Genomic DNA, 23,269 nt, shown 5'->3' with positions numbered 1-23,269 from the left:
CCTGGCTCATGGTAGCTGAGAAACTCACAGACAATCGAAAGAGCTATCCGTTAAGAAGTAGCGATGAATCTCGTGAGGGCTTACGGAAGTGTGAGGCAGTGCCATCGAATAAGGAAACGAAACACACGAAGAAAGGAACGATGATGGATGTTGATGAACACGATCCTGTCAAAACCGAACATGCTTAACGCGCTAAAACGTGTGGAGCGTAATAAGGGAAGTCATGGTGTGGACCTAATGCCCGTACAAAACCTACGAAGGCATATCTTACACGAATGGCAAGTGATTCGGGAGAATCTCCTTCAGGGAACCTACAAACCGGACCCGGTACGTCGGATTGAAATCCCGAAATCAGACGGCGGCGTTCGATTGTTAGGGATCCCGACGGTTATGGATCGTATGATTCAACAATCCATAACCCAAGTACTCTCTCTCATATATGATCCCACTTTTTCTAATCACAGCTACGGATTTCGACCCAATCGAAGTGCCCATGATGCGATTAAGAAAGCAAAGGGATATATACGGGACGGATACACATGGGTCGTTGATTTGGACTTGGAAAAGTTCTTTGATCGTGTAAATCACGACAAGCTCATGGGTCTTCTTGCGAAGACTATAGAGGATAAGGTGCTCCTTAGGTTGATCCGTTCTTATCTGAATGCCGGTATCATGATACAAGGGGTGAAGGTCAAAAGTGAGGAAGGAACACCTCAAGGCGGTCCCCTCAGTCCCCTTCTCTCGAATATTGTGTTGAACGAACTGGATAAGGAATTGGAAAGACGAGGTCTGCGTTTCGTACGATACGCAGATGACTGTCAAATCTATGTGCGCACGCCAAAAGCCGGAAAGAGAGTGATGGAATCGGTCACCAGCTTTCTCGAAAAGAAACTGAAGCTCAAGGTCAACCGGGAGAAATCTGCGGTAGCGCCTTCATGGAAGAGAACCTTTCTCGGGTTCAGTTTTATAGCAAGCAGGGAGCCGAAAGTAAGAATCGCGTTAAAAAGCATCAAGCGATTTAAGCAGAAGATCCGTTCTCTCACCTCCAGATCCTCGGGTTGGTCGATGGAAACACGAATTAGGAGACTGAACCAATACATCATGGGATGGGTAGGATATTTCCAACTCGCAGACACACCAAGCGTCTTAAAGAGGATGGACTCTTGGATTAGAAGAAGACTGCGTATGTGTCTGTGGAAGCAATGGAAACGACCCAAAACAAGAATAAGGAAACTTACAGCACTTGGAGTCCCAAGGTGGAAAGCATATGAGTGGGGTCTTTCCCGCAAGGGATATTGGAGAATTGCCCATAGCCCTGTATTGCACAAAACCCTTGATACTTCCTTTTGGAAGTATCAAGGGCTTCTAAGCCTATCACATCGTTACGAAAAGCTTCGTCAAGTATCTTAATTGAACCGCCGTATACTGATCGGTACGTACGGTGGTGTGAGAGGTCGGGGATTAATCATCCCCTCCTACTCGATTTATCCCTTGATGAGCACAGCTTCCAGGGCAGGCTCTCCGCCTGCGAAGCCTGCTGCAATGATTGTATAGGCCTGATTCGCCTCAAACTTGACGTCAGGGATGGCCAGGACAACGTCCTTGGATCCTGCCGGCCTGACTTCGAGGTCGACGGTCATGGGGGTCAATCCCAAGTACTCCGTTGCCTGCTTAAAGGAGACATTCGGGAAGATGACATCTCTTCCTTTGACCGCGATGTCGACGGCAGGCGCATCCGGTGAAAGGTGAGTAAACTTCACTTTCGTTTCTCCCGCCGGTACTCCAGGTTCATCCACATACGGAAGGAGCTGCAGCTTTTTCGTCGTTCCTGCTGCTGCCAACGTGTATGCTTTGCCCGGGTCGACCTTGACCTTTTTGCTGATGATCGTTTCTGTGCTGGTACCTGTCGGATACACATCAATATGATACTTGCCTCCCGGCAGGGTGAGGTAGTCACTGACATCCTTGAATGCGAGTTTCCTCAGTACACGGTGTCCGTTGACGTATACATCAACTTCACCTGCATCCGGCACCCCGTGGAATACCCGGACATAGCTCGGTTGTGAAGCCGTCGTCAGATCGGCTCTCTGGGCCTCGAGGGCAAGCCTCATATATTTAAGGTGTTTCAGATAATAATGATGATGCATATTCGGATTGGAATATTTGTAATAGCAGGATAAAAGATCATACATCGCGGCTTTATTCAAATACTGTTCCTGGCTCATGAAGACATCTCTCCTTCGTACGGACTTGACAGGATAGAATATGCATGAACGCCCAAACGGTGAAAATATTCTTGCACTTCGGAATATTGATGATATAATTGGAATAACGACAAAAGAGAGCAGGTGATGAATATGGGATTCACGACTGGAGCATTCAACCACACATACCAATACGAAAACCGCATTCATCACGCTTCCGTGCTCTAACGGGGTTAACAGGGACCTTTCTGCCTGAAGGAGAATCCGTCTGCGTGATGAACGCGGACGGATTTTTTATTTTAGGAGGAATTACCATTGAATCAGTATAAATCAATCATTTTTAATACCGCCAGGCAGGAATATGCCCTTCATCTGGCAGACCATTTGGAAGTGGCACGGGTTGTCACGGAACAAAAAGGGTTCTATAAAGTGATGACGGACACGGAAGAAGGGTTGCTCTGTCAGGTGACAGGAAAGATGAGGTTCCTATCAGCTTCCCGTGAAGACCTTCCGGCAGTCGGTGACTGGGTGGCCATCAGGAAGGATGAAGCCATCATCGAGCGTGTCCTTCCGAGGAAGAGCAAATTCTCACGGAAAATGGCAGGGAATGAAGCAGAAGAACAAATCATTGCCGCGAATATTGATACGGTTTTCATTTTGAGCTCGTTGAATGACGATCTTAATCTTCATCGAATCGAGCGGTACGTCATCCTATGCTGGGAGAGTGGTGCAAACCCCGTTGTGATCCTGACAAAGACCGACGTCTGTACCGATGTGGCTGAACGGGTCTCTGAAGTCGAGGCTGCGCTCGTCGGGGTGCCCGTCCTGGCCATCAGCTCCCTGGACCGTACAGGGATGGAGGCGCTGTATCCGTATCTTACCCCTGGTAAGACCGTCGCCTTGACGGGCTCTTCCGGCGTGGGGAAATCCACCCTTACAAATGAACTTCTTCAAGAAAGCCTTCAGAAAACGAAGGAAGTCCGGGACTCAGATGATAAAGGGAGGCACACCACGACCCACCGGGAGCTCTTCCTCCTTGATTCGGGAGCGGCCCTTATCGATACGCCCGGTATGAGGGAAATCCAGATCCTCCAAGGAAGCGAAGGTCTGTCCACACAGTTCAACGACGTGGAGGAGCTTGCACGCTCCTGCAGGTTCAATGACTGCTCGCACGGGAGTGAACCGGGCTGTGCCATCAGAATCGCTATCGAGGAAGGGGCATTAAGTGAGGAGCGATACCTTCACTACGAGAAGCTACAAAGGGAAATCGCCTACATGGAAAGGCGCGGGAATAAACGCCTCGAGTCCCTTGAGAGGAAAAAATGGAAGAGCATGAGCAAGAAACGGAAAAACTGATGCAGTTGTCCCTTTCTTTGTACCCTGGGATGGAATAGGAATGGTTGGAAAATAGAACAGCCGGTAGAACGATTTCCTGATGATAACGGTCTTGTCCCTTTAATACGAGGTGTGTGAACACCCGTATGTAAAGGGATTTTTAAATTGATTGAACACATCATACGGACAATGATTCTGTACCATGTCCCGGAAGGCGGATTGTTTAACTTTTCAGTGCATTTGGGGTACACTTACAATATGAAATCACGAATAGAAAAGGGTGTTGATCATGACGGGTGAAAAGAAGAAAAAAAAGGCGACCTTCGCCGGTGGATGTTTCTGGTGCATGGTCAAACCATTCGATGAACAGCCTGGTATTTATGGCATTACTTCAGGTTATACGGGAGGTCATGTCAAGAATCCGACTTACCGTCAGGTATGCTCTGAGACAACCGGGCACTATGAAGCAGTCGAAATCGAATATGATCCCGATGTATTCCCATATGAAAAATTGTTGGAGCTATACTGGCAGCAGATCGATCCGACAGATCCCGGAGGGCAGTTCCATGATCGGGGACAATCGTATCAGACCGTCATCTTTTACCATGATGACAGCCAAAAGGAGGCTGCGGAGGCTTCAAAAGAAGAACTTGCTGCATCCGGGCGATTCAGTCAGCCCATCGCAACCAAGATCCTCCCTGCATCCGAGTTCTACCGAGCAGAGGAATATCACCAGGATTACTATAAAAAGAATCCCACACACTATCGTCAATACAGCATAGGATCTGGCCGCGCCGGATTCATACAGCATCATTGGAGGGATGAAGGATGAGTAAAGAAAATCTCAAAAATAAACTTACAGCAGAACAATATGAAGTGACACAAAACAATGGAACCGAACCTCCTTTCAGGAATGAGTATTGGGACCAATTCTCAGATGGGATCTATGTGGATGTCGTGTCCGGTGAAGCCCTTTTCAGTTCACGGGATAAATACGACGCCGGCTGCGGATGGCCCAGCTTCACGAAGCCGATCCAAAAGGAAGATATCGTCGAAAAACAGGACAGAAGTCATTTCATGGTTCGGACAGAGGTCCGTTCCAAAGAAGCCGATTCTCATCTCGGGCATGTATTCGATGACGGTCCTGGTCCAACCAAGCTCCGTTATTGCATCAATTCGGCCGCCCTCAGATTCATCCCATTAGATGAACTTGAAGAAGAAGGCTACGGCGAATATAAAAAGCTTTTCGATTGAATCAACATGCTATCCGCCAGGTTTATGGCGGAGTACATAGGTGTAAATAAACAGTAGGATGGTGAATGATATGTTTAAGAAATTATTCGGTAAAAAAGAAGAAAGCCCAAAAACAATCTTGGTCGTTGCTCCTTTATCGGGAACAATCAAATCATTGGAAGAAGTACCGGATCCAGTGTTCTCCCAGAAAATGATGGGGGACGGAATTGCAATCCTTCCCGATAACGGAAAAGTGGTTTCCCCGGTAGACGGAGAAATCATGCAGCTTTTCCCAACCAAGCACGCAGTCGGGATCAAAGCATCGAACGGTGCGGAATTACTCATCCATATCGGACTTGAAACAGTCTCCATGAAAGGAGAGGGGTTCGAGGCTCATGTGTCTGAAGGTTCCAAGGTGCAAGCGGGCGATCCTCTCATTACGTTTGACGTAAGCCTTGTAGAAGAAAAGGCCAAGAGCACCATCACTCCGATCATTTTGACAAACGGAGACGATATGGGAGAGCTTGTGAAAAAGGATGGAACCAAGGTAGAGGCAGGAAGCGGAGAAATCTTGGAGATTTCTTCAAAGTGAACGGAGAGGACCGGGGAATCATGACCGGTCCTTTTTTCTTTTTGGGGAAAAACACAAACCTTTTGTGGGTGATTGACATACAGTGTATAGAAATTTGATTCAATCACTTAACCTTAAGGAGTGGTTTACGTGAATTATGGATACGGTTGTGACCCATGTTACCAGGGCGGGTATGGCTATGGCTATCAGACAGGTGGCTATTCAGGCGGATTTGCTTTGATTGTCGTCCTTTTCATTTTATTGATCATTATAGGAGCCGTTTGCTACTGCGGGGATTGATAAAACAAACAGAAGCTCCTGTGGAATCCAGGGTAGAGAATTACCCTCCTATGATGGGGAGCCATGAATACAACGTTACACATACAAAAACCACGCTTGGACTCCAAGCGTGGTTTTTGTATGTGTTGGATCTATTCTCCGGTTTGGAAGGGATGGCATCGGTAATGGATTCTTAAATCTTGAAGTTCGAGATGATCCCTTTTAGTGCTTCTGCCTGCTTTGAGAGCTCTGATGCGCTTGCCGTCACTTGTTCCATCGCCGCAGAACCTTCTTCAGCAGCGGCCGCTGTTGTTTCGGTATTGGCAGCCGTAGACTCACTGATTTCATTCACGGCGGCAAATGATGAAGCTACTTCCTGGGAGAGGTTCAGCGTTTCATGGATATGGCCCACCATTTCTTCCACTACGGAAGAAGTTCTCTCTGTGTGCTTGAGGATATCCTTGAGTGCAGAGTTGGTCATATTGGTTGTTTCCACTCCAGCAATGACTTCTTTCACACCCTCGGCATTCTGATCGATGATAAGATCGACTTCCTCCTGGATGCTGTGGACGATTCCCGTCACACCTTTTGCTGCATCCCTTGATTGTTCGGCAAGTTTCCTCACTTCATCGGCCACCACGGCGAATCCGCGCCCGTGCTCCCCTGCACGGGCGGCTTCAATGGCGGCATTCAGTGCTAGAAGATTCGTTTGTTCTGAAATATCCGTGATGGTTGCAATGATGGCGGATATTTCAGATGAGCGCTTTCCAAGGGCCTCGACTGTCCGGGTTGTGTGGGCCATTGTTTCTTCGATTCCCTGCATCTTGGCAGAGGATTCACGTACGGATTCTCCACCTTTTTCTGCCGCTTTCTTCATCCCGATTGCGGTGGATTTCACTTGCTCCGCCTGCTGGAAAAGGAAGCGGGAAGCTTCTTCAAGGCTGTTCATCTTATGTAATGAAGCAGACATGCGGGTCGTGGTGTCTTCGCTGCCTGCTGCGATTTCACTTGATGTTTCGGCAATGGATGAGATCGTGTGAGAGGTTTCCTCTGCAGAAGCAAGCAGTTCTTGTGAACTTGCTGATACATTTTCCGCCATTTCAGTCACCTGGCGGACAAGGACGGATATGCCTGCAATCAGCTTATTCGTATCCTCTGCGAGACCACCGAGCTCATCACGGCTCTTGACATGGATACGTTTCGTCAAGTCTCCGCCGGCATCGGCGATTTCGAGGATGGATGTACTGATTTTACGTGTATTCTTCAGGATCGTCCTCGACAGCCATATGCTGAAGATCACAATCAGGATGATGGCTAGCATGGATAGGCTCCCCGTGATGATCTTGGAGTTCATCACAAGCGTGTTGAGGGAATCCATCCGCTTGTCCAGATCTTTCTCCTGTGTCTCGGTGATCATATCCACATAAGAACGGATCCCGTCTATGTATTTCTTACCGGTTCCGGTTTCCACAAGGGCTGCAGCTTCTTTGAAGCCGGCTGTTTCCCTCTTATCAATGACCCGGTCGACGAATTGGATCCAGAATGAGTACTGCTTGTCGATTTTTTCGAGCTTGCTCATTTGATCAGGATTCTCTTTAAGGAGCTTCTTTAATTCTGCCAAATTCTCATTCACTTGTTTTTTTCCATTATCATATGGAGCAAGGAAACCGCTCGCCCCTGTGATCACATAGCCTTGTTCACCGATCTCGATTTCATTGAGCAATCGCGACAGATCCTTCGATGTGGCGTCTATGGCCATGTCCGATTCGATCAATTTGTCCATTTCGGCTTCAAGCTTGGTGGTATTCAGATAGGATGTATACGCAAGGACCCATATGATGATGGCAAGTACGCTGAATGATAGGACGACTTTTCCACGTATTGATCGAAAGTAAGGGTTTTTCTTTCCCTTTTTCTCTTTATCTTTCTTTTCTTCCCGGTGTTTTATTTTTTTCTTCACCGTTTCCCCCTCCTTATATAAGAAAAAAGTAGTATGACAGGTTGAACTTACCATTATTTTAACTGTATACATAGGATTAATCTAGTGGTCAATGCATCAAATTGTCGAAAAAGGTAGAATTTTTCGGGACTATTATCCTGTTTCGGATAAACGGATGGAATCAAAGTTTTTTCAAGGAAGACGAAAGATTCCAGGATTTCCACATAAATATAGTGGAGAAGGAATTTTCTTATCAACACATGGTGTCCGCTGGAATCCTGCTGAATAATCGTGGATTTTCCGGATCGATGGTTGATGTATCGCCTCCAACCAGATCGAACAAAGAGAGATTATTATCCGTTCAGGAGGGACGCTATGCTTCGTTCACATTTGATCAAGCCGCTTATCGGTGAATATTATCCGACGATTGATTATGGAAAAGGGATCTATTTGTATGATGATAGTGGACAAGAATATATTGATGCGTGTTCAGGGGCCGTTACCGCCAATCTGGGTCACGGGATGGAGGACATCCTGCAGTCGATCGTGCAGCAGGGCAATAAGGTGGCATTTGTCTATCGCTCGCAGTTCAGCAATCAGCCGGCTGAGGAGCTGGCTGCATTCTTATATGAAAAGACGGGGTATGCCTGGAGTTTCTTTGTCAATAGCGGATCTGAAGCAGTAGAGACGGCAATCAAGATTGCGATTCAGCATTGGCAGGAGCAGGGTAGATCCTCGAAGACTCGTATTCTATCAAGATGGTTGAGCTATCACGGCATCACGATGGGTGCACTCTCTGCATCCGGTCACCCTGTCAGGCGTGAACGTTTTGATGGTCATCTGGGGGATTGGCCAACAGTGGAGCCTCCGTACTGCCTTCGTTGTCCATTTGGTAAAGAATATTCATCTTGTGGCTTATTCTGTGCAGACCAACTCGATACCATGATTCGCCGCATAGGAGCAGATCAAATTGCCGCCTTTGTTGCCGAGCCCGTCATCGGTGCTGCAGGAGGGGCAATTGTTCCTCCGAAGGGATACGAGAAAAGGATCCGGGAAATCTGTGATCACCACGACATTCTCTACATTTCCGATGAGGTCATGACCGGTTGCGGGAGGACGGGTACATTTTTGACGCTCGAACAGTCCGGGGTGGAAGCGGATATCGTGACAATCGGAAAGGGGTTGAGCGCTGGATACGCCCCCATTGCGGCTACACTCGTCTCTGACCGGGTCATGAATCCCGTTCTGAGCGGCTCGAAGGTCGTCATGAGTGGGCATACATTCAGCGGTAATCCCTTATCGGCCGCAGCAGCCCTTGCAGTACTGAAATTGATCGACAAAGAGGACATCATTTCACAAGTCCAATCAAAAGGAACGTATATGCGCAATCTCCTTGAAAAGCTCAAGGGAGAATTCCCCTTTATCGAGGAGGTCCGTGGGAAAGGGCTGCTCATCGGTCTAGAAATGGTGGAAGGAGCGGGAAGCTCATTCACTTCCCTGATTGTGAAGAAGGGGATCCAAAACGGGATCCTTTTGTATCCTGCTGCAGCGGGGATCGACGGAAGGAGTGGGTCTGCCATCATGATTGCCCCACCCCTGAACAGTTCAAAGCGGGACTTGGAGGAAATCTGTTTGCGGCTGAAAGCGGCTTTGAGGGATGCAGCGGCAGAATGGAAGGAGTAGGAAGGATGGGTGCTCACAAAAGCAAGCTATGTAGTATTGAAGAGATCAAACCCGTCTTCAGGGACGGAATGCACATGATGTTTGGGGGATTCGGGGGAATCGGGACCCCTCCGACCATTGTGAAGCATTTATTGACATGGGGAGTGAAGGACTTGACAATCATCGGTAACGATACGGGTTTTCCCCATATCGGCATCGGACAGCTGGTGGCCGCACAGCGTGTGAAGAAGGTGATTGCTTCCCATATCGGTTCGAACCCCATCGCGGGGACCATGATGAGTGATGGCCGGCTTGAAGTAGAGTTCTCTCCTCAGGGAATCCTGGCCGAACGCATCCGGGCAGGCGGGGTGGGGATTCAAGCGATCATCACTTCAATCGGTTCTGACGACCCCTACCTGAATCAAGGAAAGCAGACCGTTCTCCTCAATGGGGAGAATTATCTGATTGAAACGGCTCTGACGGCGGAAGTGGGGATTGTCATGGCAAAAGCGGCAGACACATTCGGTAACCTCATCTTTGACAAGAGTGCCAGGAACACGAACCCCGTTGTGGCCATGGCTTCTGATATCACTATTGTGGAGGCGGAGGAGATAGTTCCCTTTGGGGAATTGGATCCTGAAGAAATCGTGACGTCAGGAGTATTTGTGGACTACATTGTACCATCGGAAGGAGTTGATTGGAGATGGGTGTGGGAAACGGTCTAAAAGAGCGCCTGGCAAGGAGGGCTGCTCAGGAAGTGGAAGAGAATACGGTTGTCAATCTTGGAATCGGGATCCCGAGTCTGGTTCCTGATTTTCTTCCGGGGGGATTTCCAGTCCTCTTTCAATCGGAGAACGGGATCATCGGAATCGGGGGAGTACCGGGTAAAGGAAGGGAAGATCCTACCCTCTGCAATGCCGGGGGCTACCCTGTCACACTGGTGAAGGGCGGGGCATTCACAGACAGTGCGGTGGCATTTGCCATGATCCGGAGGGGACTCATCGATTTGACAATCCTCGGCTCCTTGCAGGTGAGCGGGAAGGGAGACCTGGCGAATTGGATCATCCCGGGGAAGAAGGTCCCGGGAATGGGCGGAGCGACGGAGCTCGCGGCATGCGCCCGAAGGGTTATTGTCGTCATGACCCACACGGATAAGTTCGGAGGTCCCAAGATCCTGAGGGAATGTACGCTTCCGTTGACAGCCAAGGAATGCGTATCCATGATCATCACGGATCAGGCGGTATTCCGTTTTGAGAACGGAGAGATGGTACTGAAGGAAATCTTCAAGCCATTTTCTATCGAAGACATCCGCTCATCGACAGAAGCAGAGTTTTCCGTAGATCCGCATGTGTTGTTCGTGGAAGGTTAAGGGGGGAAGACCGTGAAGAAACATCTGATTGCACAGGCAATAGCGGAACGAAGGAAAGAAACCATTGCGTTTCTTCAGCGCCTGGTCCAGGAGGACAGCATTAGAGGAAATGAAGCGGGAGCACAGGCAGTGATCATTGAAAAATGCCGGAAGCTCGGAATGGACCTTGATATTTGGGAGATTGATCGAACCGAAGTGGGATCCCATCCCTACTTTCGATGCGACCGTGAACAGTTTACTGGCAACCCCAATGTCGTAGGGGTCCTGAAGGGGACTGGGGGAGGCAAAAGCCTGATATTAAATGGTCATATCGACGTCGTCCCCGCTGGAGACAGAAAGGATTGGAGTGACGATCCCTATAGCGGAAAGGTGAAGAATGGCCGCTTATATGGCCGTGGATCCACCGACATGAAAGGGGGTACCGCTTCCCTTCTACTGGCCATTGAAGCGGTCCAAAGTCTCGCGGTTCCATTGAAGGGATCGGTGATCTTTCAGAGTGTCATCGAAGAAGAAAGCGGTGGTGCTGGGACACTTGCCGCCCTCCAGAGGGGGTATGTAGCCGATGGGGCCATCATCCCGGAACCAACGAATATGAAGATTTTTCCGAAACAGCAGGGGTCTATGTGGTTCAGACTGAAGGTGAAGGGGAAGTCCGCCCATGGCGGCACAAGGTATGAAGGGGTGAGCGCAATCGACAATGCGGTCACCGTCATCCAAAGACTTCATGAACTGGAAAGGGATCGTAACGACCGTGTAGACGACCCGCTATATGAAAACATCCCCATTCCACTACCTATTAATATCGGTAAGATTTCCAGCGGTGAATGGCCGTCAAGTGTTCCCGATGTAGCCATCATTGAAGGGAGGATCGGCGTCGGTCCATGGGAGGATATGGAATCGGTTGAGGAAGAAATGATCGAAGCCCTTGGAGATTTGAAGAAGATCGATGGGTGGTTCGATCAGTACCCCGTGGAAATTGAATGGTTCGGTGGCAGGTGGCAGCCGGGAAGTATCGAACCCGGTCATTCATTGATCAAAACGCTCTCAGAGGAGTTCCAAAAAGTGTGCGCGGCCCAACCGATCATTGAAGCTTCCCCATGGGGGACCGACGGTGGAATCCTGTCCAAAGGGGCCGGGATACCGGTTGCTGTATTTGGACCCGGGACTACGGAACTCGCCCATGACGCCGATGAGTCCATCGAGCTTGAGCATCTATTCAAGTCGGCAGAGATCCTGGCGGGATTCATCGTTGAATGGTGCAACCAACCCGTATGACGGTAAGTTATGGTAAACGTTATTTCTCACTGTCGGAATAAAAAGACAAAAAATTCAAAATAAACAGTAAAAATAATCTTGACCTGTCTAATTTTGGGTAAAGGTCTTATAAGAAGACTTCATAACCCTCTTGGAGCATTCATATGTTGGTAAAAAGGGGAGGCTGCTATGCAAACATATGAAACCATCACCCTGACACATGGAAAGGCATCCATTTATAAAGATCTCCCGAATCGCCGCCTGCGGATCGATGAAATCAACGGCAGTGTCGATCAGGTCGTCCGGCATGTGGAGGAGGAGTGCCGAGCGGGTGCGTATGAAAAAATCATTGTTAAAGCGAAGAAGGTTCAGTGTGATTCCTTGACGGAACAGGGGTACGTGAGGGAAGGAAGGCTGTCTGCTTATTTCAACGGAAGTGAAGCCATCTGGATGAGTAAATTCCTGACGGATGAAAGGCGTAACAGTTTGTACTGGAAAAAGGAAGATGACATTCTCCAGGCGATCATGAAAAAGAAAGGGGGGGCGGTATCACCGGAACCGGAGATCAAGGTTTGCGGGGAGAGCCACGCAGAACAGCTTGCTGACTTATACCGTGCCGTATTCGAGGTGTATCCAGTTCCTCTCCATGATCCTTCCTATATCCGGCACTCGATGGAAAATGGGACAATCTTTGTGTGCATCGAAGAAAACGGGACGATCATCAGTGCAGCTTCCGCGGAAATAAACTTTACACTCTGCAATGCAGAGTTGACGGACTGCGCCACCAGCCCCTCGCACAGAAAGGGCGGACACATGAAGCATCTTCTGCTCCGCCTTGAACGAGAGCTCGTGGATAGAAAGGTTTTCTGCTCCTATACGATTGCCAGGTCTCTTTCACCGGGTATGAATGCGGCATTTTGGCAGCTCGGCTATCGGTATATGGGGCGACTGGCGAATAACTGCATCATCTTCGATAAAATGGAAGATATGAACATTTGGGAAAAAGACCTGAGCCGGGATGGCGTTCAGGTTTAATATTGAGCAAAGCGGGTGTTTTATTTGAAAATGAATCTGTATTCCCCTAAAAGGCATTGGAAGGAAATTGACTTATGGAAAGATGTCACGGATGAGCAATGGGATAACTGGCTTTGGCAGCTGACCAATACGATCAGGACCCTTGATGATCTGAAAAAGGTTGTCAATCTGACCCCTGAAGAAGAAGAGGGCGTCAAGATTTCCACGAAAACGATCCCGCTGAATATCACTCCTTATTACGCGTGGCTCATGAATGAGGATGATCCACGCTGTCCGATCCGCATGCAATCGGTACCGATCGGACAGGAAATCAATAAAACAAGATACGACCTGGAGGACCCCCTTCATGAGGATGAAGATTCTCCTGTGCCGGGACTCACCCACCGCTATCCGGATCGTGTACTATTCCTCGTGACCAATCAATGTTCCATGTATTGTCGTTACTGCACGAGAAGGAGATTTTCGGGACAGATCGGAATGGGGGTACCCAAAAAGCAACTTGATGCGGCAATCGACTATATCAGGAATACGCCTGCCGTGCGGGATGTGTTGCTATCCGGAGGTGATGGCCTTCTCATCAATGATCAGATCCTTGAATACATCCTGAAGAATCTCAGGGAGATCCCCCATGTCGAGATCATCCGGATCGGTACGCGAGCGCCTGTGGTATTCCCTCAACGGATTACAGAGAATTTATGTTCCATCTTGAAAAAGTATCATCCAATATGGCTGAATACCCACTTCAATACGTCGATTGAGATCACAGAGGAATCGAAGAAAGCGTGCGAGATGCTCGCAGATGCTGGGGTGCCTGTCGGCAATCAGGCAGTCATACTTGCAGGCATCAATGACAGCGTGCCGATCATGAAGAAGCTTATGCATGACCTGGTGAAAATCAGGGTGCGCCCATACTACATCTATCAGTGTGACCTATCCGAGGGAATCGGTCATTTCCGGGCGCCTGTTTCCAAAGGGTTGGAGATCATCGAGGGACTAAGGGGGCATACGTCGGGATATGCGGTGCCTACCTTCGTTCTGGATGCACCGGGTGGAGGAGGGAAGATCTCCCTTCAACCGAACTACCTGATCTCACAGAGCGCATCGAAAGTCGTGGTGAGGAACTTTGAAGGGGTCATTTCCACCTATCCAGAACCGGAAGGCTACGTGGCTGGAAGGGCAGATGAGTACTTTAAGGGGATCTATCATGATGAGGAACTGAAGGAGCCTACCATCGGCATTGCTGGACTCATGCACGATACCCATGCGTCCTTGACACCGTCGGGTCTGAAGCGGCTTGAACGGAGAAAGGCGTATGAAGAGAACCCTGATCATCATTCCCTGAAGAACTTCAGGGACAAACGGGACCAATTGAAGGAGAAGAAGCACCAAGCGATGCTGTCCAAGATGGAAAATCAATCGTCCCCTAAGGAGGGGAATGAAAAATGACCGCAGAAGGAAAGACGTGTGAATGGTGCGGCAGTGGTGTGACAGATTCTGTGACGACCGTCTATTGGGAGCTTCCGGACGGTACAAGATCAATCGAAATCCATGATGTTCCCGGGATCCTCTGCGGGTCATGCGGCATGGAATATCAAGATGAAGAGGTGATCATGGACATCGAAGATCAGCTCATGCTCATGGACACCAAGGCGATACCAAAAGCTGTAGGTTTTAATGAGTTGCTGCAGATGCCAAAATTCTTGAAAAAGAATTACTTCCGGTTTTAGCACCTGGTCCGGAGCCTTTCTCTTTACGAACGGAATATCATCGGCTATCCTTTTAGGAAACGAATTGAAGGATAGGTGACGGCCAGTGAGAAAATCATTTTACCACTACCTGATGAAACATAGACAGCCATCTGCAAAGGATGATCTCACAGCATTTGCCAATGCTGCCTACGATGATCATGCTTTTCCGAAACACTCCGGAGAATATGACGAAATCAGTTCCTATTTGGAATTTAACGGTCATTACCTCGAGAGCATGGTCATCTTCGACCGTGCGTGGGAGTTGTATCTGCAGGATGAAAAAGACTGAGGGCAGGCACCCGCACATTTTCATAAGCGCAAATGCGCTGCCGATAGCCAAAAGGCCGGGGACTGACGTCATTTCCCGGCCTTTCTCCAACTCTACGATCTGTTGTTGAAACGTAAATCTTATTTACCGATACAAGGGTCCCTGCATATCATATAAAAAAGTCGATTAGGGTGAGGGGAGAATGAAAAAGCGAAAAGATCCCAGGTTCAGGGTCGGTGAAACGGTGGTTGTGACCATATATGGGACTGTCGGGAAGATAACCGATATTAAGAAAATCGACGGGGAATTCCTCTACGAAGTAAATGAGAGTGAAGGACTGTTCAAGGAATCGGCACTCGAACTCCTTGAATCGTATGATGGATATATTTTCGAGCAGGAGCAAATCGACATCGAATACAAATTCCTTTTCGGCGATCTGGTGGTCGTGAAGGGATATGACGAAGACCTCTTCAAGATTGTAGGGTTTCGCACTGAAATCTGGCGCTATAAAGATGATGCATGGGAAGACGTCATCTATGAGCTCATGAGGGTGACGGATGGTGAATGGCTGGAGGCGGATGAGAACGAAATCACCCTCGTGGCGGACGAAGGCCAGGCAGAGGCCTTCATCAAGAAATATGGGTTCGTCTTCCCGGCCAAAAAGGGGATGAAAATGAAAAAGCTCCCTTCCCCGATGGGTCAGAAGCCGACCTGGATCGATCAACTCTTGGATCACTATAATGATTACAAGCTTCTCTATGAGTTATTTAACGATCCTGTGTATAAAAGCAAGATGGATCATGTCCTTGAACAGCTAAAGTCCCATTCGAGCCACGAATCATAAAGAAGGAATCATCCACATGAGATAGAGGAACATGGGAACACTGAGAATCATGAATGAGATCAAGATGAAGCGGAGGACCCACTGCATTCCCTTCAGGATCGTCGTTTCCACTTCATCTGCATTTCTTTCCATTACCTTGAGCGCTTTATTCAACAATTGACTCCACTCCTCTATGAACCAGTCCGGTTCGTGATTGAATAGTAGAGTGTATGCCCGTCCCTCCCATGTTATGAAATCTTTTTTACAGTCATAACATGGGAGGACGGCTCATAAATTGAGAATCAAAGGGGGCGATCTTATGCGAGAAATCGAAGTCTTTATCGATACGGAGGAAATTGCGGATTTCTTTATGAAAGAGTTGATCGAAAGAGGCTTTGTCCCTTCTGAAGCCGAAATCGAAGAACTCGCTGATATCACTTTCGAGTATTTGATTGCCAAGTCCATCATCGATGAGGAATGGGAAGAAGAAATAGAATAGAGGTTAATCATTAGGAGAGGGAGCCCTTTGGAGGGCACCCTCTTTTTGCTGTGCATGCCATTCCAGCATCAATGTTTCTTCGAGGCAGATTTTATCAAACCTGATACAGTCCTCTTCCAACGTTTTGTCAATGTGAAGCTACCTGGAGGGGGAATGGACAGAAGATGCTCTTTGATCTCGGACGGATCACCTTTGTACCATTCGCGAGATGGATAGGGCAAGCGGGTGGCATCCGGCCAAACATCCACTAGACGGGGGCTGTACAACGTACGGATGCTTGTAGGATCATTCGAATACACACGGGGCCAATAATCCTGCCGGGAAGCGGTATGGCGCCTTTTAAGGGCAAATCGCAGGGACGATTGATGGATGTGGGGGTGGAATAAGATCCGGTAAAGCTTCTTACCTGCGACAATCCTCGCATGGACATCGTCAAATGCATAAATCGTATCTCCAGCCAGAGAAAGGGAAGGGGCTTCCCCGTAAGGAAAAAGGATCGACGTGAATCCAAGGGAATCCTGAAGGGTAAATAACCACCTGGTCAGTTCCTTTTGTTCCATCCATTGAGAAACAATCCGATTTTCGATGAGCATCTGTTCATTGATGATCAGTGCCGTTGTGAGAAGATTGCTATCTCCAGATTTGAAGAAAGCCTGCCAAAATGGCTTCATGAAGGACGACACTTGGAGTTTTGACAGGAGGCCCCAGTTAAATGAACCCTTTTCCTTCCACTCCTCATAAAGCATCAGCTGAGGATAGGCATCTTCGAAGATCGCCGCATTGCACGTTTCAAGAAATGAAAAGAAATTTTCCTGGACCCCCTTTGGCAAGACATTTGATAGAAGGCTTCCCCGAAGATCGGTCATATAATAACCCGCGTTCCGTGAAACCATGTGGGCAAGGAATGCCCAATGGATTTCCGGGTGTTTCCTGTAGAAGTTCAAATACCTCGACGTACGCGTCAAATTGTCCCGGTTTCCATTGGTTGTCTGCCCTTTCATATGTTGAAGCCTCTCACGCTCATTGGAAAAGAATAATATGGGTTGATCATCTTCCCAGGGCTGAAGGATGGCTTCCGCTTCCTGGACTGGCAGCAGGGGAAGGGACCCGTTGATGACAGTTCCGCGGGCCATTTTGCGTGACATGACTCCCGCTCCTTTCTTGAACCACGTACTCTTAAGCTATTTAACTTTACAGGGCATTATACCCGATGCTTGGCAATGCTGGTCCATCTGCACGTCAAAAGAAGGATTATGGGACGAGAGGAGAGAAACATCTTAAAGGAAGTCAGTAACTATTTCCGGAGGGGGAAACAACATGTCATTTTTTAATAAAGTCCTCGCTACAATCGGTATCGGGGCAGCTACGGTGGATACAGTACTGGAGAAATCACATTATGTGGCCGGAGAGAGGATACAAGGCATGATCGGGATCAAGGGAGGCAGCACTCAACAGGAGGTCGATGCCATCTATCTCACCCTGCACACCACGTATATCCGTGAATCTGATGATAAGAAATTCACCGATCAGGCGATCATCCAGAAAATCGAGGTGGCAGAACCGTTCATCATCAAAGAGAATGAGAGAAAAGAGATTCCATTCGTGTTTGATTTGTCCTATGAAACACCCGTCACCTATGGGAATACAAAAGTATGGGTATCCACGGGTATGGATATCAAGAATTCCATAGATCCAAAAGATAAGGATTATATCGAAATCGCCCCTCACCCCTTGAAAGAATCGGTCCTCTCCGCTATCCAGGAGCTCGGATTCAGAACGCGGAAAGTGGAGTGTGAACAGGCACCAAAGCGTCTTCGAAGGCATTTTCCATTCATCCAGGAGTTTGAATTCGTGCCCATGTCGGGAGCTTATGCAGGAAAACTGGATGAACTGGAGGTCATATTCAATGAGCAGTCCAAGGATAGGGTGGAAATTCTACTTGAAGTGGACCGCAGGGCAAGGGGGCTTGGTGGGTTCTTAGCAGAAGCACTTGACATGGACGAGTCGATCGTCACACTCAACGTGGATGCCTCCGATGCACCCGACCTTAAACGGATCATCCAAAAAGCCATCGACCGCGTCTGCTCGTAAAGTTTCGACAAAGGTTCCCACCAGTCGATGAAGGATTCGACAGCGCATTTGCCTAATACATCTGAAAAGATCTTTTGGAGGGATGACCATGCTGACTCTTGATAGAATGAAGCGTCCGAAGCGATTCCGTACGACCTATGATATGACCATCTTCCAAACGCCATCCTACGGGGAAGATAAGGGTTATCGAAACGTGTATCGATTATCCATTGAAGCAGAGGACCATGCAGATGCCCTTTATCGAACATTCCGCATGTTCAATGTGACCGACCTGATGCCGAAGGATTTCAACGGCCGATACCTGACTTCGAAAGACATTGTCTTCATCGATGAAGGAAGGAAGGGGCATTTCTATTATCGTCTCCAATCCGATGGCTGGGCCCAGGTGAACAGGGTCATCTTACAGTAATATCCCATTCACCATTTTTCCCTCCCCCATTGTCACGATTGTTGAAAAGGATTACAATGGAGGTTCATAGACCTACAATCAGGAGGAATGAATGGTGAGTGTACATATTGGTGCGAAAGAAAACGAAATTGCAGAAACGGTCCTTTTACCGGGTGATCCCCTAAGGGCGAAATATATAGCGGAGACGTTCCTGGACAATCCTGTCTGCTACAATGAAGTCCGCAATATGTTCGGTTATACGGGAACATACAAAGGACAACGGATTTCGGTCCAGGGAACAGGTATGGGTGTCCCGTCGATCTCCATCTATATCAATGAATTGATGCAAAGCTACAATGTGCAGAACCTCATCCGGGTCGGGACATGCGGTGCGATCCAGAAAGATGTGAAGGTCAGGGATGTCATCCTCGCCATGACATCTTCTACCGATTCCCAGATGAACAAGCTGACATTCAACGGTATCGACTATGCCCCGACGGCAAACTTTGACCTTCTCAAACGTGCTTACGACAGCGGGACTGAAAAAGGATTGAGCCTGAAGGTAGGGAATGTCTTCACCGCTGACATGTTCTACAACGACAATGCAGAACATGAGAAGTGGGCACAGTACGGTATCCTTGCCATTGAAATGGAGACAAGTGCCCTTTACACACTGGCTGCCAAATACGGCCGGAATGCATTGAGCGTCCTGACTGTGAGTGATCACATCATCACGGGCGAAGAAACATCTGCAGAAGAGAGACAGACTACCTTCAACGATATGATCGAAGTGGCACTTGAAGCGGCCATCAAGGCGTAACTTCATGCTGAATAGACTGCGTTTTTCCAAAACTTGGGGAAGCGCAGTCTTTATTTTGTGAAGTTTCTCCTGCTTACAGAATCAAAAATTAATGGTAATATGTTAAATGCAATCAAAATAGAAACTAGGTGAAAGTATGAAAAAGATCATCATGGTCTCTGCTGCATCCCTCGTCCTGCTTTCAGGATGTCAGCAAGTCAAGGACTGGTCTAATGATCTTACAGGTAAAAAAGATCAGACAGAAGAAAAACAACAAGACGAAAAAAAACCTGAACAAACACCTGCGGATGAAAAAGGAAATGCCTCCGCACCCGAAGAAACCACACCACCTGAGCTTCAGTTGGATGCCAGGTTCTTCAACGACATCAAGGAAGTGGATGGGCATGCCATCATTCAAAACCCTTCCAACATCCTCGCCATGGTCAATAAGGACTATGGACTGGGTGAATACAAACCGGATGATCTCGTACGTCCGGACGTACCATTCGTTTTCGGCGAAGAGGACCTGGAAAAAGCCCATATGCGCAAGGAAGCGGCAGAACATCTTGAAGACATGTTCTCCGGTGCCAAAAAGGACAATCTCTATCTGACTGCTATTTCCGGATACAGATCATATGATTATCAAAAAATGCTTCTCGAAAGAGAGAAGGAACAATATGGAGATGAAAAAGCCGTCATGGCAGTCGCGCCTCCTGGAAACAGTGAGCACCAATCGGGCTTGGCCATGGATATTTCAAGTCAGAGCCATCAATTCCAGATCGATATTCCTTTCGGGGAAACCAAGGAAGGGAAATGGCTTGCCGAGCATGCCCACGAGTATGGATTCATCCTCCGCTATCCTGAAGACAAAGAAGAAATCACAAAATATCAATATGAACCATGGCACTTCCGCTACGTCGGAAAAGAAGCAGCCAAGGTCATCTATGATAAGGATTGGACGCTTGAAGAATATTTTGATCATGTGAAAGAAATATGATGATCTAAAGGGCTCGAACGAACATGTTTTCGTCATAGTATAACCCGAATCATTTGCCTACGATAAAGCAAATGATTCGGGTTTTTAATTCGTTTAATGAACATTCAAATTTCATCGGTTCCAGCGGTTGATCGGAGTGCAAGACGAAGACTCCTGCGGGAAGAGTAGCTGATGTGAGACCCCGGAGGCGTGCCGAGGAGGCTCAAGGGCTACCCGCGGAAAGCGAAGTCTTGCACGGAGATCATGAGCGGTATTAAGACCCTATAATGATCGTGTTCGGCATTAAAGGGGCCTTTTTAGTTTTGAACCATACTCTTTTTCATTTGTTCCAGGAACAATGATTGTCCCTAGTGGTTGATCGGAGTGCAAGGCGTAGAGCTCCCGTGGGAAGAGTAGCTGATGTGAGAAGGAGCACGGACTACCTGCTGAAAACGAAGTCTTGCACAGAAATCATGAGCGGAGTAAAGAATCTATACGGATCGTATTGGCCATTGCATGGATTTTATCCCAACTTCTTTCTTTATGTCTGAATCCAGGCTCACCTACATAGACTAGGGGTAGCAAGTAGGACAAGGGGGGAGCAAGTATGAAATCGGGTGTCTCCATCACAATCGGCAGTCTGCTTGTGGCTTCCGGTATCAATATGTTCTTCGTGCCCCATCATTTCCTCGATGGAGGCATGATCGGGATCGGGCTCCTGACATACTATTGGTTTGGTCTTCCTCCGGGATTGACGATCATCGTACTGAGCGTTCCCCTCTATGCAATCGCCTTTTATAAGGATCGCAGCTTGTTTTACCGAAGTGTCCATGGGCTATGGATTTCCTCCCTTATGATCGACTGGCTTCACCCTTTGAGCGACCGTGTGTACTTGGCCCCCTTAGCATGCGCTTTACTGGGTGGTGCAACCGTCGGGATCGGGATCGGATTGATGTTGAGGGTGGGGGCTGCGACAGGAGGAAGCGACTTGCTGGCACAGCTCCTCGGAAGGGGATTTGGATTCAATCCCGGGAAGGTCATTTTCCTTTTTGACAGCCTTGTTCTTTTGGCCGGTCTCTCAGTCATTGGAGGGGAAGCATTCCTTTATTCGCTGGTCGCCATAAGTACAGTCGGTTTTTTTACGACGCTTTTGGCATATCCTACCCATAATGATGGATTTTCCTTTCGCTAACGTATAAAAGCTGATAGAATGAAGAGGTTATAATCTCATGATGCCTTTTGGGCTCCATGATCAGTCTAAAACACTATGATACATAGCAATGAAAGTGGTGGAAGCATTGGAACAGGACAAGACAGATCAATCACCCCAGCAAGAATCGAATGTTATTAAAATGAAGAAATTCAAATTCGTCATGCTGATTTTCATCCTCGTATTCGCCACAGCAGGAATCACCACCTTTGCCCTGGCCTTCGGTGATGAAAAAGCCGTGAATGTCGGAGTGACCGATCGATCGGAATTCACGAAGCTATACGAAGCTTATGACAAACTGAACGACAATTATTACAAAGACCTTGATAAAGATACGCTTATCGACGGGGCGATCAACGGCATGATCGAAAGCGTGGGGGATCCGTATTCCGATTACATGGATAAAGATGAAGCGAAGAAATTCGATGAAAGCATTTCTTCTTCCTTTGAAGGAATCGGAGCTGAAATCCAGGAGAAAGACGGCTATATCGCCATCGTTTCCCCGATTAAAGGGTCACCCGCCGAATCGGCTGGACTCAAACCGAACGATAAGATCCTGAAGGTCGATGACAAAAGCATCCAAGGGATGTCGGTATCGGAAGCCGTTCTGTTGATCAGAGGGGAAAAAGGCTCCAAAGTCACCCTCACCGTACAGCGGCCGGGTCAGGACAAATCGATGGAAGTGACCATCACCCGTGATGAGATTCCGATCGAGACCGTTTATGCAGAAATGAAAAAAGATGGGGTCGCGAAGATCCAGATTACGTCATTCTCCGAGCATACGTACAAGGAACTGACTGAAGCATTGAACGAAATGAATGACAAGGGCATGAAAAAGCTTGTCATTGATTTGAGGCAGAACCCAGGCGGCCTTTTAGATCAGGCCATCAAGATCTCGAATCTCTTCGTACCTGAAGGGGAAGTGATGTTCCAAGTAGAGGACAGTAACGGCAAGGTTGAGAAATATGTTGCTGAAGGAGGGGATAAGATCGATATCCCTACAGCCGTCCTCGTCGATGGAGGCAGTGCCAGTGCGGCCGAGATCCTTGCGGCTGCCGTGAGTGAATCAAATGACATCCCATTGATTGGAACGAAGACCTTCGGGAAAGGAACCGTACAGACCGCTGAAGAGTTCAAGGACGGTTCCAACATGAAATTCACGACGGCCAAGTGGCTGACACCGGAAGGCAACTGGATCCATGAGAAGGGAATCAAGCCGACCGTGGAAGTGAAAATGCCGGATTATGCAGAATTACCATACTTGAATCCGGACAAAGAACTGAAAGAATCCGACCTTTCCGATCAAGTGAAGACAGCGGAACAGATGCTGAATGCCCTTGACTTCAACCCTGGTAACGTTGATGGATATTACGACGAAGACACAACGAAGGCAGTGGAGAAGTTCCAAGAAAGCAAAAAGCTGAAGGTTACCGGGAAGCTGGATTCTGACACCATCATCCAGTTGATGGATAGCTTGAGGGAAAAACTGCAGAAAAACGATCCACAGTTCAAAAAGGCAGTGGAACAGCTCAATAAAAAGAATTGATCATGAAGATGCCCCGGTAACGCACCGGGGCATCTTTTTT

26 protein-coding genes and 1 pseudogene are annotated in these 23,269 nt (G+C 48.1%); 23 read left to right on the top strand and 4 right to left on the bottom strand.

The genetic code is table 11. The annotated features are described in order from the left end of the window. The first annotated feature begins 8 nt into the window (after positions 1–8). Together K6T23_RS12925 and ltrA are read left to right on the top strand one after the other, a co-directional pair. Complete coding sequence (locus K6T23_RS12925) at positions 9–188, top strand: hypothetical protein (RefSeq protein WP_187443174.1); 180 nt, start codon at positions 9–11, stop codon at positions 186–188. Beyond that, positions 148–1,410 (top strand): group II intron reverse transcriptase/maturase, encoded by a 1,263-nt coding sequence (gene ltrA, locus K6T23_RS12920; protein WP_238281298.1) that lies wholly within the window; start codon positions 148–150, stop codon positions 1,408–1,410. Before K6T23_RS12925 ends, ltrA begins: the two co-directional genes overlap by 41 nt. 74 nt (positions 1,411–1,484) lie before the next feature. On the opposite strand, the gene K6T23_RS12915 is transcribed toward ltrA, so the two are convergent. After that, the gene (locus K6T23_RS12915) at positions 1,485–2,225 is read right to left on the bottom strand and encodes a DUF4397 domain-containing protein (protein ID WP_238281296.1); all 741 of its coding nucleotides are present in this window, start codon (positions 2,223–2,225) and stop codon (positions 1,485–1,487) included. 294 nt (positions 2,226–2,519) lie between these two features. Between K6T23_RS12915 and rsgA the strand changes: the two genes are divergently transcribed. From rsgA to K6T23_RS12890, 5 genes and pseudogenes are all read left to right on the top strand, one after another. Beyond that, the gene (rsgA, locus tag K6T23_RS12910; protein WP_056535935.1) at positions 2,520–3,560 is read left to right on the top strand and encodes a ribosome small subunit-dependent GTPase A; all 1,041 of its coding nucleotides are present in this window, start codon (positions 2,520–2,522) and stop codon (positions 3,558–3,560) included. A 268-nt stretch (positions 3,561–3,828) separates the two neighbouring features. Continuing rightward, the gene (gene msrA / locus K6T23_RS12905) at positions 3,829–4,371 is read left to right on the top strand and encodes a peptide-methionine (S)-S-oxide reductase MsrA (protein WP_056535938.1); all 543 of its coding nucleotides are present in this window, start codon (positions 3,829–3,831) and stop codon (positions 4,369–4,371) included. Further along, entirely contained in the window at positions 4,368–4,793 is a 426-nt protein-coding gene (gene msrB / locus K6T23_RS12900) for a peptide-methionine (R)-S-oxide reductase MsrB (protein ID WP_079516248.1), read from the top strand. The genes msrA and msrB overlap by 4 nt, the downstream gene beginning before the upstream one ends. A gap of 70 nt (positions 4,794–4,863) precedes the next feature. Continuing rightward, positions 4,864–5,364 carry a PTS sugar transporter subunit IIA gene (locus tag K6T23_RS12895; protein WP_056535945.1) on the top strand — a complete coding sequence of 167 codons (501 nt, stop codon included), beginning with the start codon at positions 4,864–4,866 and terminating at the stop codon, positions 5,362–5,364. A gap of 189 nt (positions 5,365–5,553) precedes the next feature. Beyond that, a pseudogene (locus K6T23_RS12890) lies at positions 5,554–5,643 on the top strand (YjcZ family sporulation protein); the annotation flags it as partial. A gap of 172 nt (positions 5,644–5,815) precedes the next feature. On the opposite strand, the gene K6T23_RS12885 reads toward K6T23_RS12890, so the two are convergent. Further along, positions 5,816–7,582 carry a methyl-accepting chemotaxis protein gene (locus K6T23_RS12885; protein WP_179125828.1) on the bottom strand — a complete coding sequence of 589 codons (1,767 nt, stop codon included), beginning with the start codon at positions 7,580–7,582 and terminating at the stop codon, positions 5,816–5,818. A gap of 354 nt (positions 7,583–7,936) precedes the next feature. On the opposite strand from K6T23_RS12885, the gene K6T23_RS12880 reads away from it, so the two are divergent. The 9 genes from K6T23_RS12880 to K6T23_RS12840 all read left to right on the top strand — a co-directional run bounded on the left by K6T23_RS12880 (position 7,937) and on the right by K6T23_RS12840 (position 15,741). Next, entirely contained in the window at positions 7,937–9,244 is a 1,308-nt protein-coding gene (locus tag K6T23_RS12880) for an aspartate aminotransferase family protein (RefSeq protein ID WP_238281294.1), read from the top strand. A 5-nt stretch (positions 9,245–9,249) separates the two neighbouring features. Then, entirely contained in the window at positions 9,250–9,948 is a 699-nt protein-coding gene (locus K6T23_RS12875; protein WP_056535953.1) for a 3-oxoacid CoA-transferase subunit A, read from the top strand. After that, complete coding sequence (locus K6T23_RS12870; protein ID WP_056535956.1) at positions 9,927–10,592, top strand: 3-oxoacid CoA-transferase subunit B; 666 nt, start codon at positions 9,927–9,929, stop codon at positions 10,590–10,592. The genes K6T23_RS12875 and K6T23_RS12870 overlap by 22 nt, the downstream gene beginning before the upstream one ends. Before the next feature lie 12 nt (positions 10,593–10,604). Further along, positions 10,605–11,867 (top strand): peptidase, encoded by a 1,263-nt coding sequence (locus tag K6T23_RS12865; RefSeq protein ID WP_238281292.1) that lies wholly within the window; start codon positions 10,605–10,607, stop codon positions 11,865–11,867. A gap of 168 nt (positions 11,868–12,035) precedes the next feature. Continuing rightward, positions 12,036–12,881 (top strand): putative beta-lysine N-acetyltransferase, encoded by an 846-nt coding sequence (gene ablB, locus K6T23_RS12860; RefSeq protein WP_056535962.1) that lies wholly within the window; start codon positions 12,036–12,038, stop codon positions 12,879–12,881. A 30-nt stretch (positions 12,882–12,911) separates the two neighbouring features. Next, positions 12,912–14,327: a lysine 2,3-aminomutase gene (gene kamA / locus K6T23_RS12855; protein ID WP_056535965.1), complete on the top strand. Its 1,416-nt coding sequence runs from the start codon at positions 12,912–12,914 to the stop codon at positions 14,325–14,327. Then, positions 14,324–14,608: a YokU family protein gene (locus K6T23_RS12850; RefSeq protein ID WP_148984502.1), complete on the top strand. Its 285-nt coding sequence runs from the start codon at positions 14,324–14,326 to the stop codon at positions 14,606–14,608. Before kamA ends, K6T23_RS12850 begins: the two co-directional genes overlap by 4 nt. An 85-nt stretch (positions 14,609–14,693) precedes the next feature. Next, positions 14,694–14,918, top strand: coding sequence for a YozE family protein (locus tag K6T23_RS12845; RefSeq protein ID WP_056535970.1), 225 nt, complete (start codon positions 14,694–14,696; stop codon positions 14,916–14,918). A 181-nt stretch (positions 14,919–15,099) separates the two neighbouring features. After that, a complete protein-coding gene (locus K6T23_RS12840) occupies positions 15,100–15,741 on the top strand; it encodes a hypothetical protein (protein WP_238281290.1) in 642 nt (213 codons plus the stop codon). Here the strand turns inward: K6T23_RS12840 and K6T23_RS12835 are convergent. Beyond that, complete coding sequence (locus tag K6T23_RS12835; protein WP_156450634.1) at positions 15,736–15,897, bottom strand: hypothetical protein; 162 nt, start codon at positions 15,895–15,897, stop codon at positions 15,736–15,738. The genes K6T23_RS12840 and K6T23_RS12835 overlap by 6 nt on opposite strands. A 142-nt stretch (positions 15,898–16,039) precedes the next feature. On the opposite strand from K6T23_RS12835, the gene K6T23_RS12830 reads away from it, so the two are divergent. After that, a complete protein-coding gene (locus tag K6T23_RS12830; RefSeq protein ID WP_053426821.1) occupies positions 16,040–16,219 on the top strand; it encodes a YozD family protein in 180 nt (59 codons plus the stop codon). 68 nt (positions 16,220–16,287) lie between these two features. Here the strand turns inward: K6T23_RS12830 and K6T23_RS12825 are convergent, their stop codons facing one another. Then, complete coding sequence (locus K6T23_RS12825) at positions 16,288–17,364, bottom strand: DUF2515 family protein (protein WP_238281288.1); 1,077 nt, start codon at positions 17,362–17,364, stop codon at positions 16,288–16,290. A gap of 172 nt (positions 17,365–17,536) precedes the next feature. Between K6T23_RS12825 and K6T23_RS12820 the strand changes: the two genes are divergently transcribed. The 6 genes from K6T23_RS12820 to K6T23_RS12795 all read left to right on the top strand — a co-directional run bounded on the left by K6T23_RS12820 (position 17,537) and on the right by K6T23_RS12795 (position 23,229). Continuing rightward, positions 17,537–18,310: a sporulation protein gene (locus K6T23_RS12820; RefSeq protein WP_238281286.1), complete on the top strand. Its 774-nt coding sequence runs from the start codon at positions 17,537–17,539 to the stop codon at positions 18,308–18,310. Between the two features lie 88 nt (positions 18,311–18,398). After that, entirely contained in the window at positions 18,399–18,719 is a 321-nt protein-coding gene (locus K6T23_RS12815) for a YodL domain-containing protein (protein ID WP_148984499.1), read from the top strand. A gap of 94 nt (positions 18,720–18,813) precedes the next feature. Continuing rightward, positions 18,814–19,518: a purine-nucleoside phosphorylase gene (deoD, locus tag K6T23_RS12810; protein WP_053427772.1), complete on the top strand. Its 705-nt coding sequence runs from the start codon at positions 18,814–18,816 to the stop codon at positions 19,516–19,518. A 136-nt stretch (positions 19,519–19,654) separates the two neighbouring features. Continuing rightward, entirely contained in the window at positions 19,655–20,494 is an 840-nt protein-coding gene (locus K6T23_RS12805) for a M15 family metallopeptidase (RefSeq protein WP_273546579.1), read from the top strand. Positions 20,495–21,080: 586 nt separating this feature from the next. After that, positions 21,081–21,665, top strand: a complete 585-nt coding sequence (locus K6T23_RS12800; protein WP_056535984.1) for a YitT family protein — start codon at positions 21,081–21,083, stop codon at positions 21,663–21,665. Between the two features lie 160 nt (positions 21,666–21,825). Next, positions 21,826–23,229: a lmo1851 family serine protease gene (locus K6T23_RS12795; protein WP_337946911.1), complete on the top strand. Its 1,404-nt coding sequence runs from the start codon at positions 21,826–21,828 to the stop codon at positions 23,227–23,229. The last annotated feature ends 40 nt before the right edge of the window (positions 23,230–23,269 follow it).

This window comes from Rossellomorea marisflavi (assembly GCF_022170785.1).
Lineage (GTDB): Bacteria > Bacillota > Bacilli > Bacillales > Bacillaceae_B > Rossellomorea > Rossellomorea marisflavi_B.
Note: the sequence above shows the minus strand (reverse complement) of the source record. Positions and strands in the feature narration are given on the sequence as shown.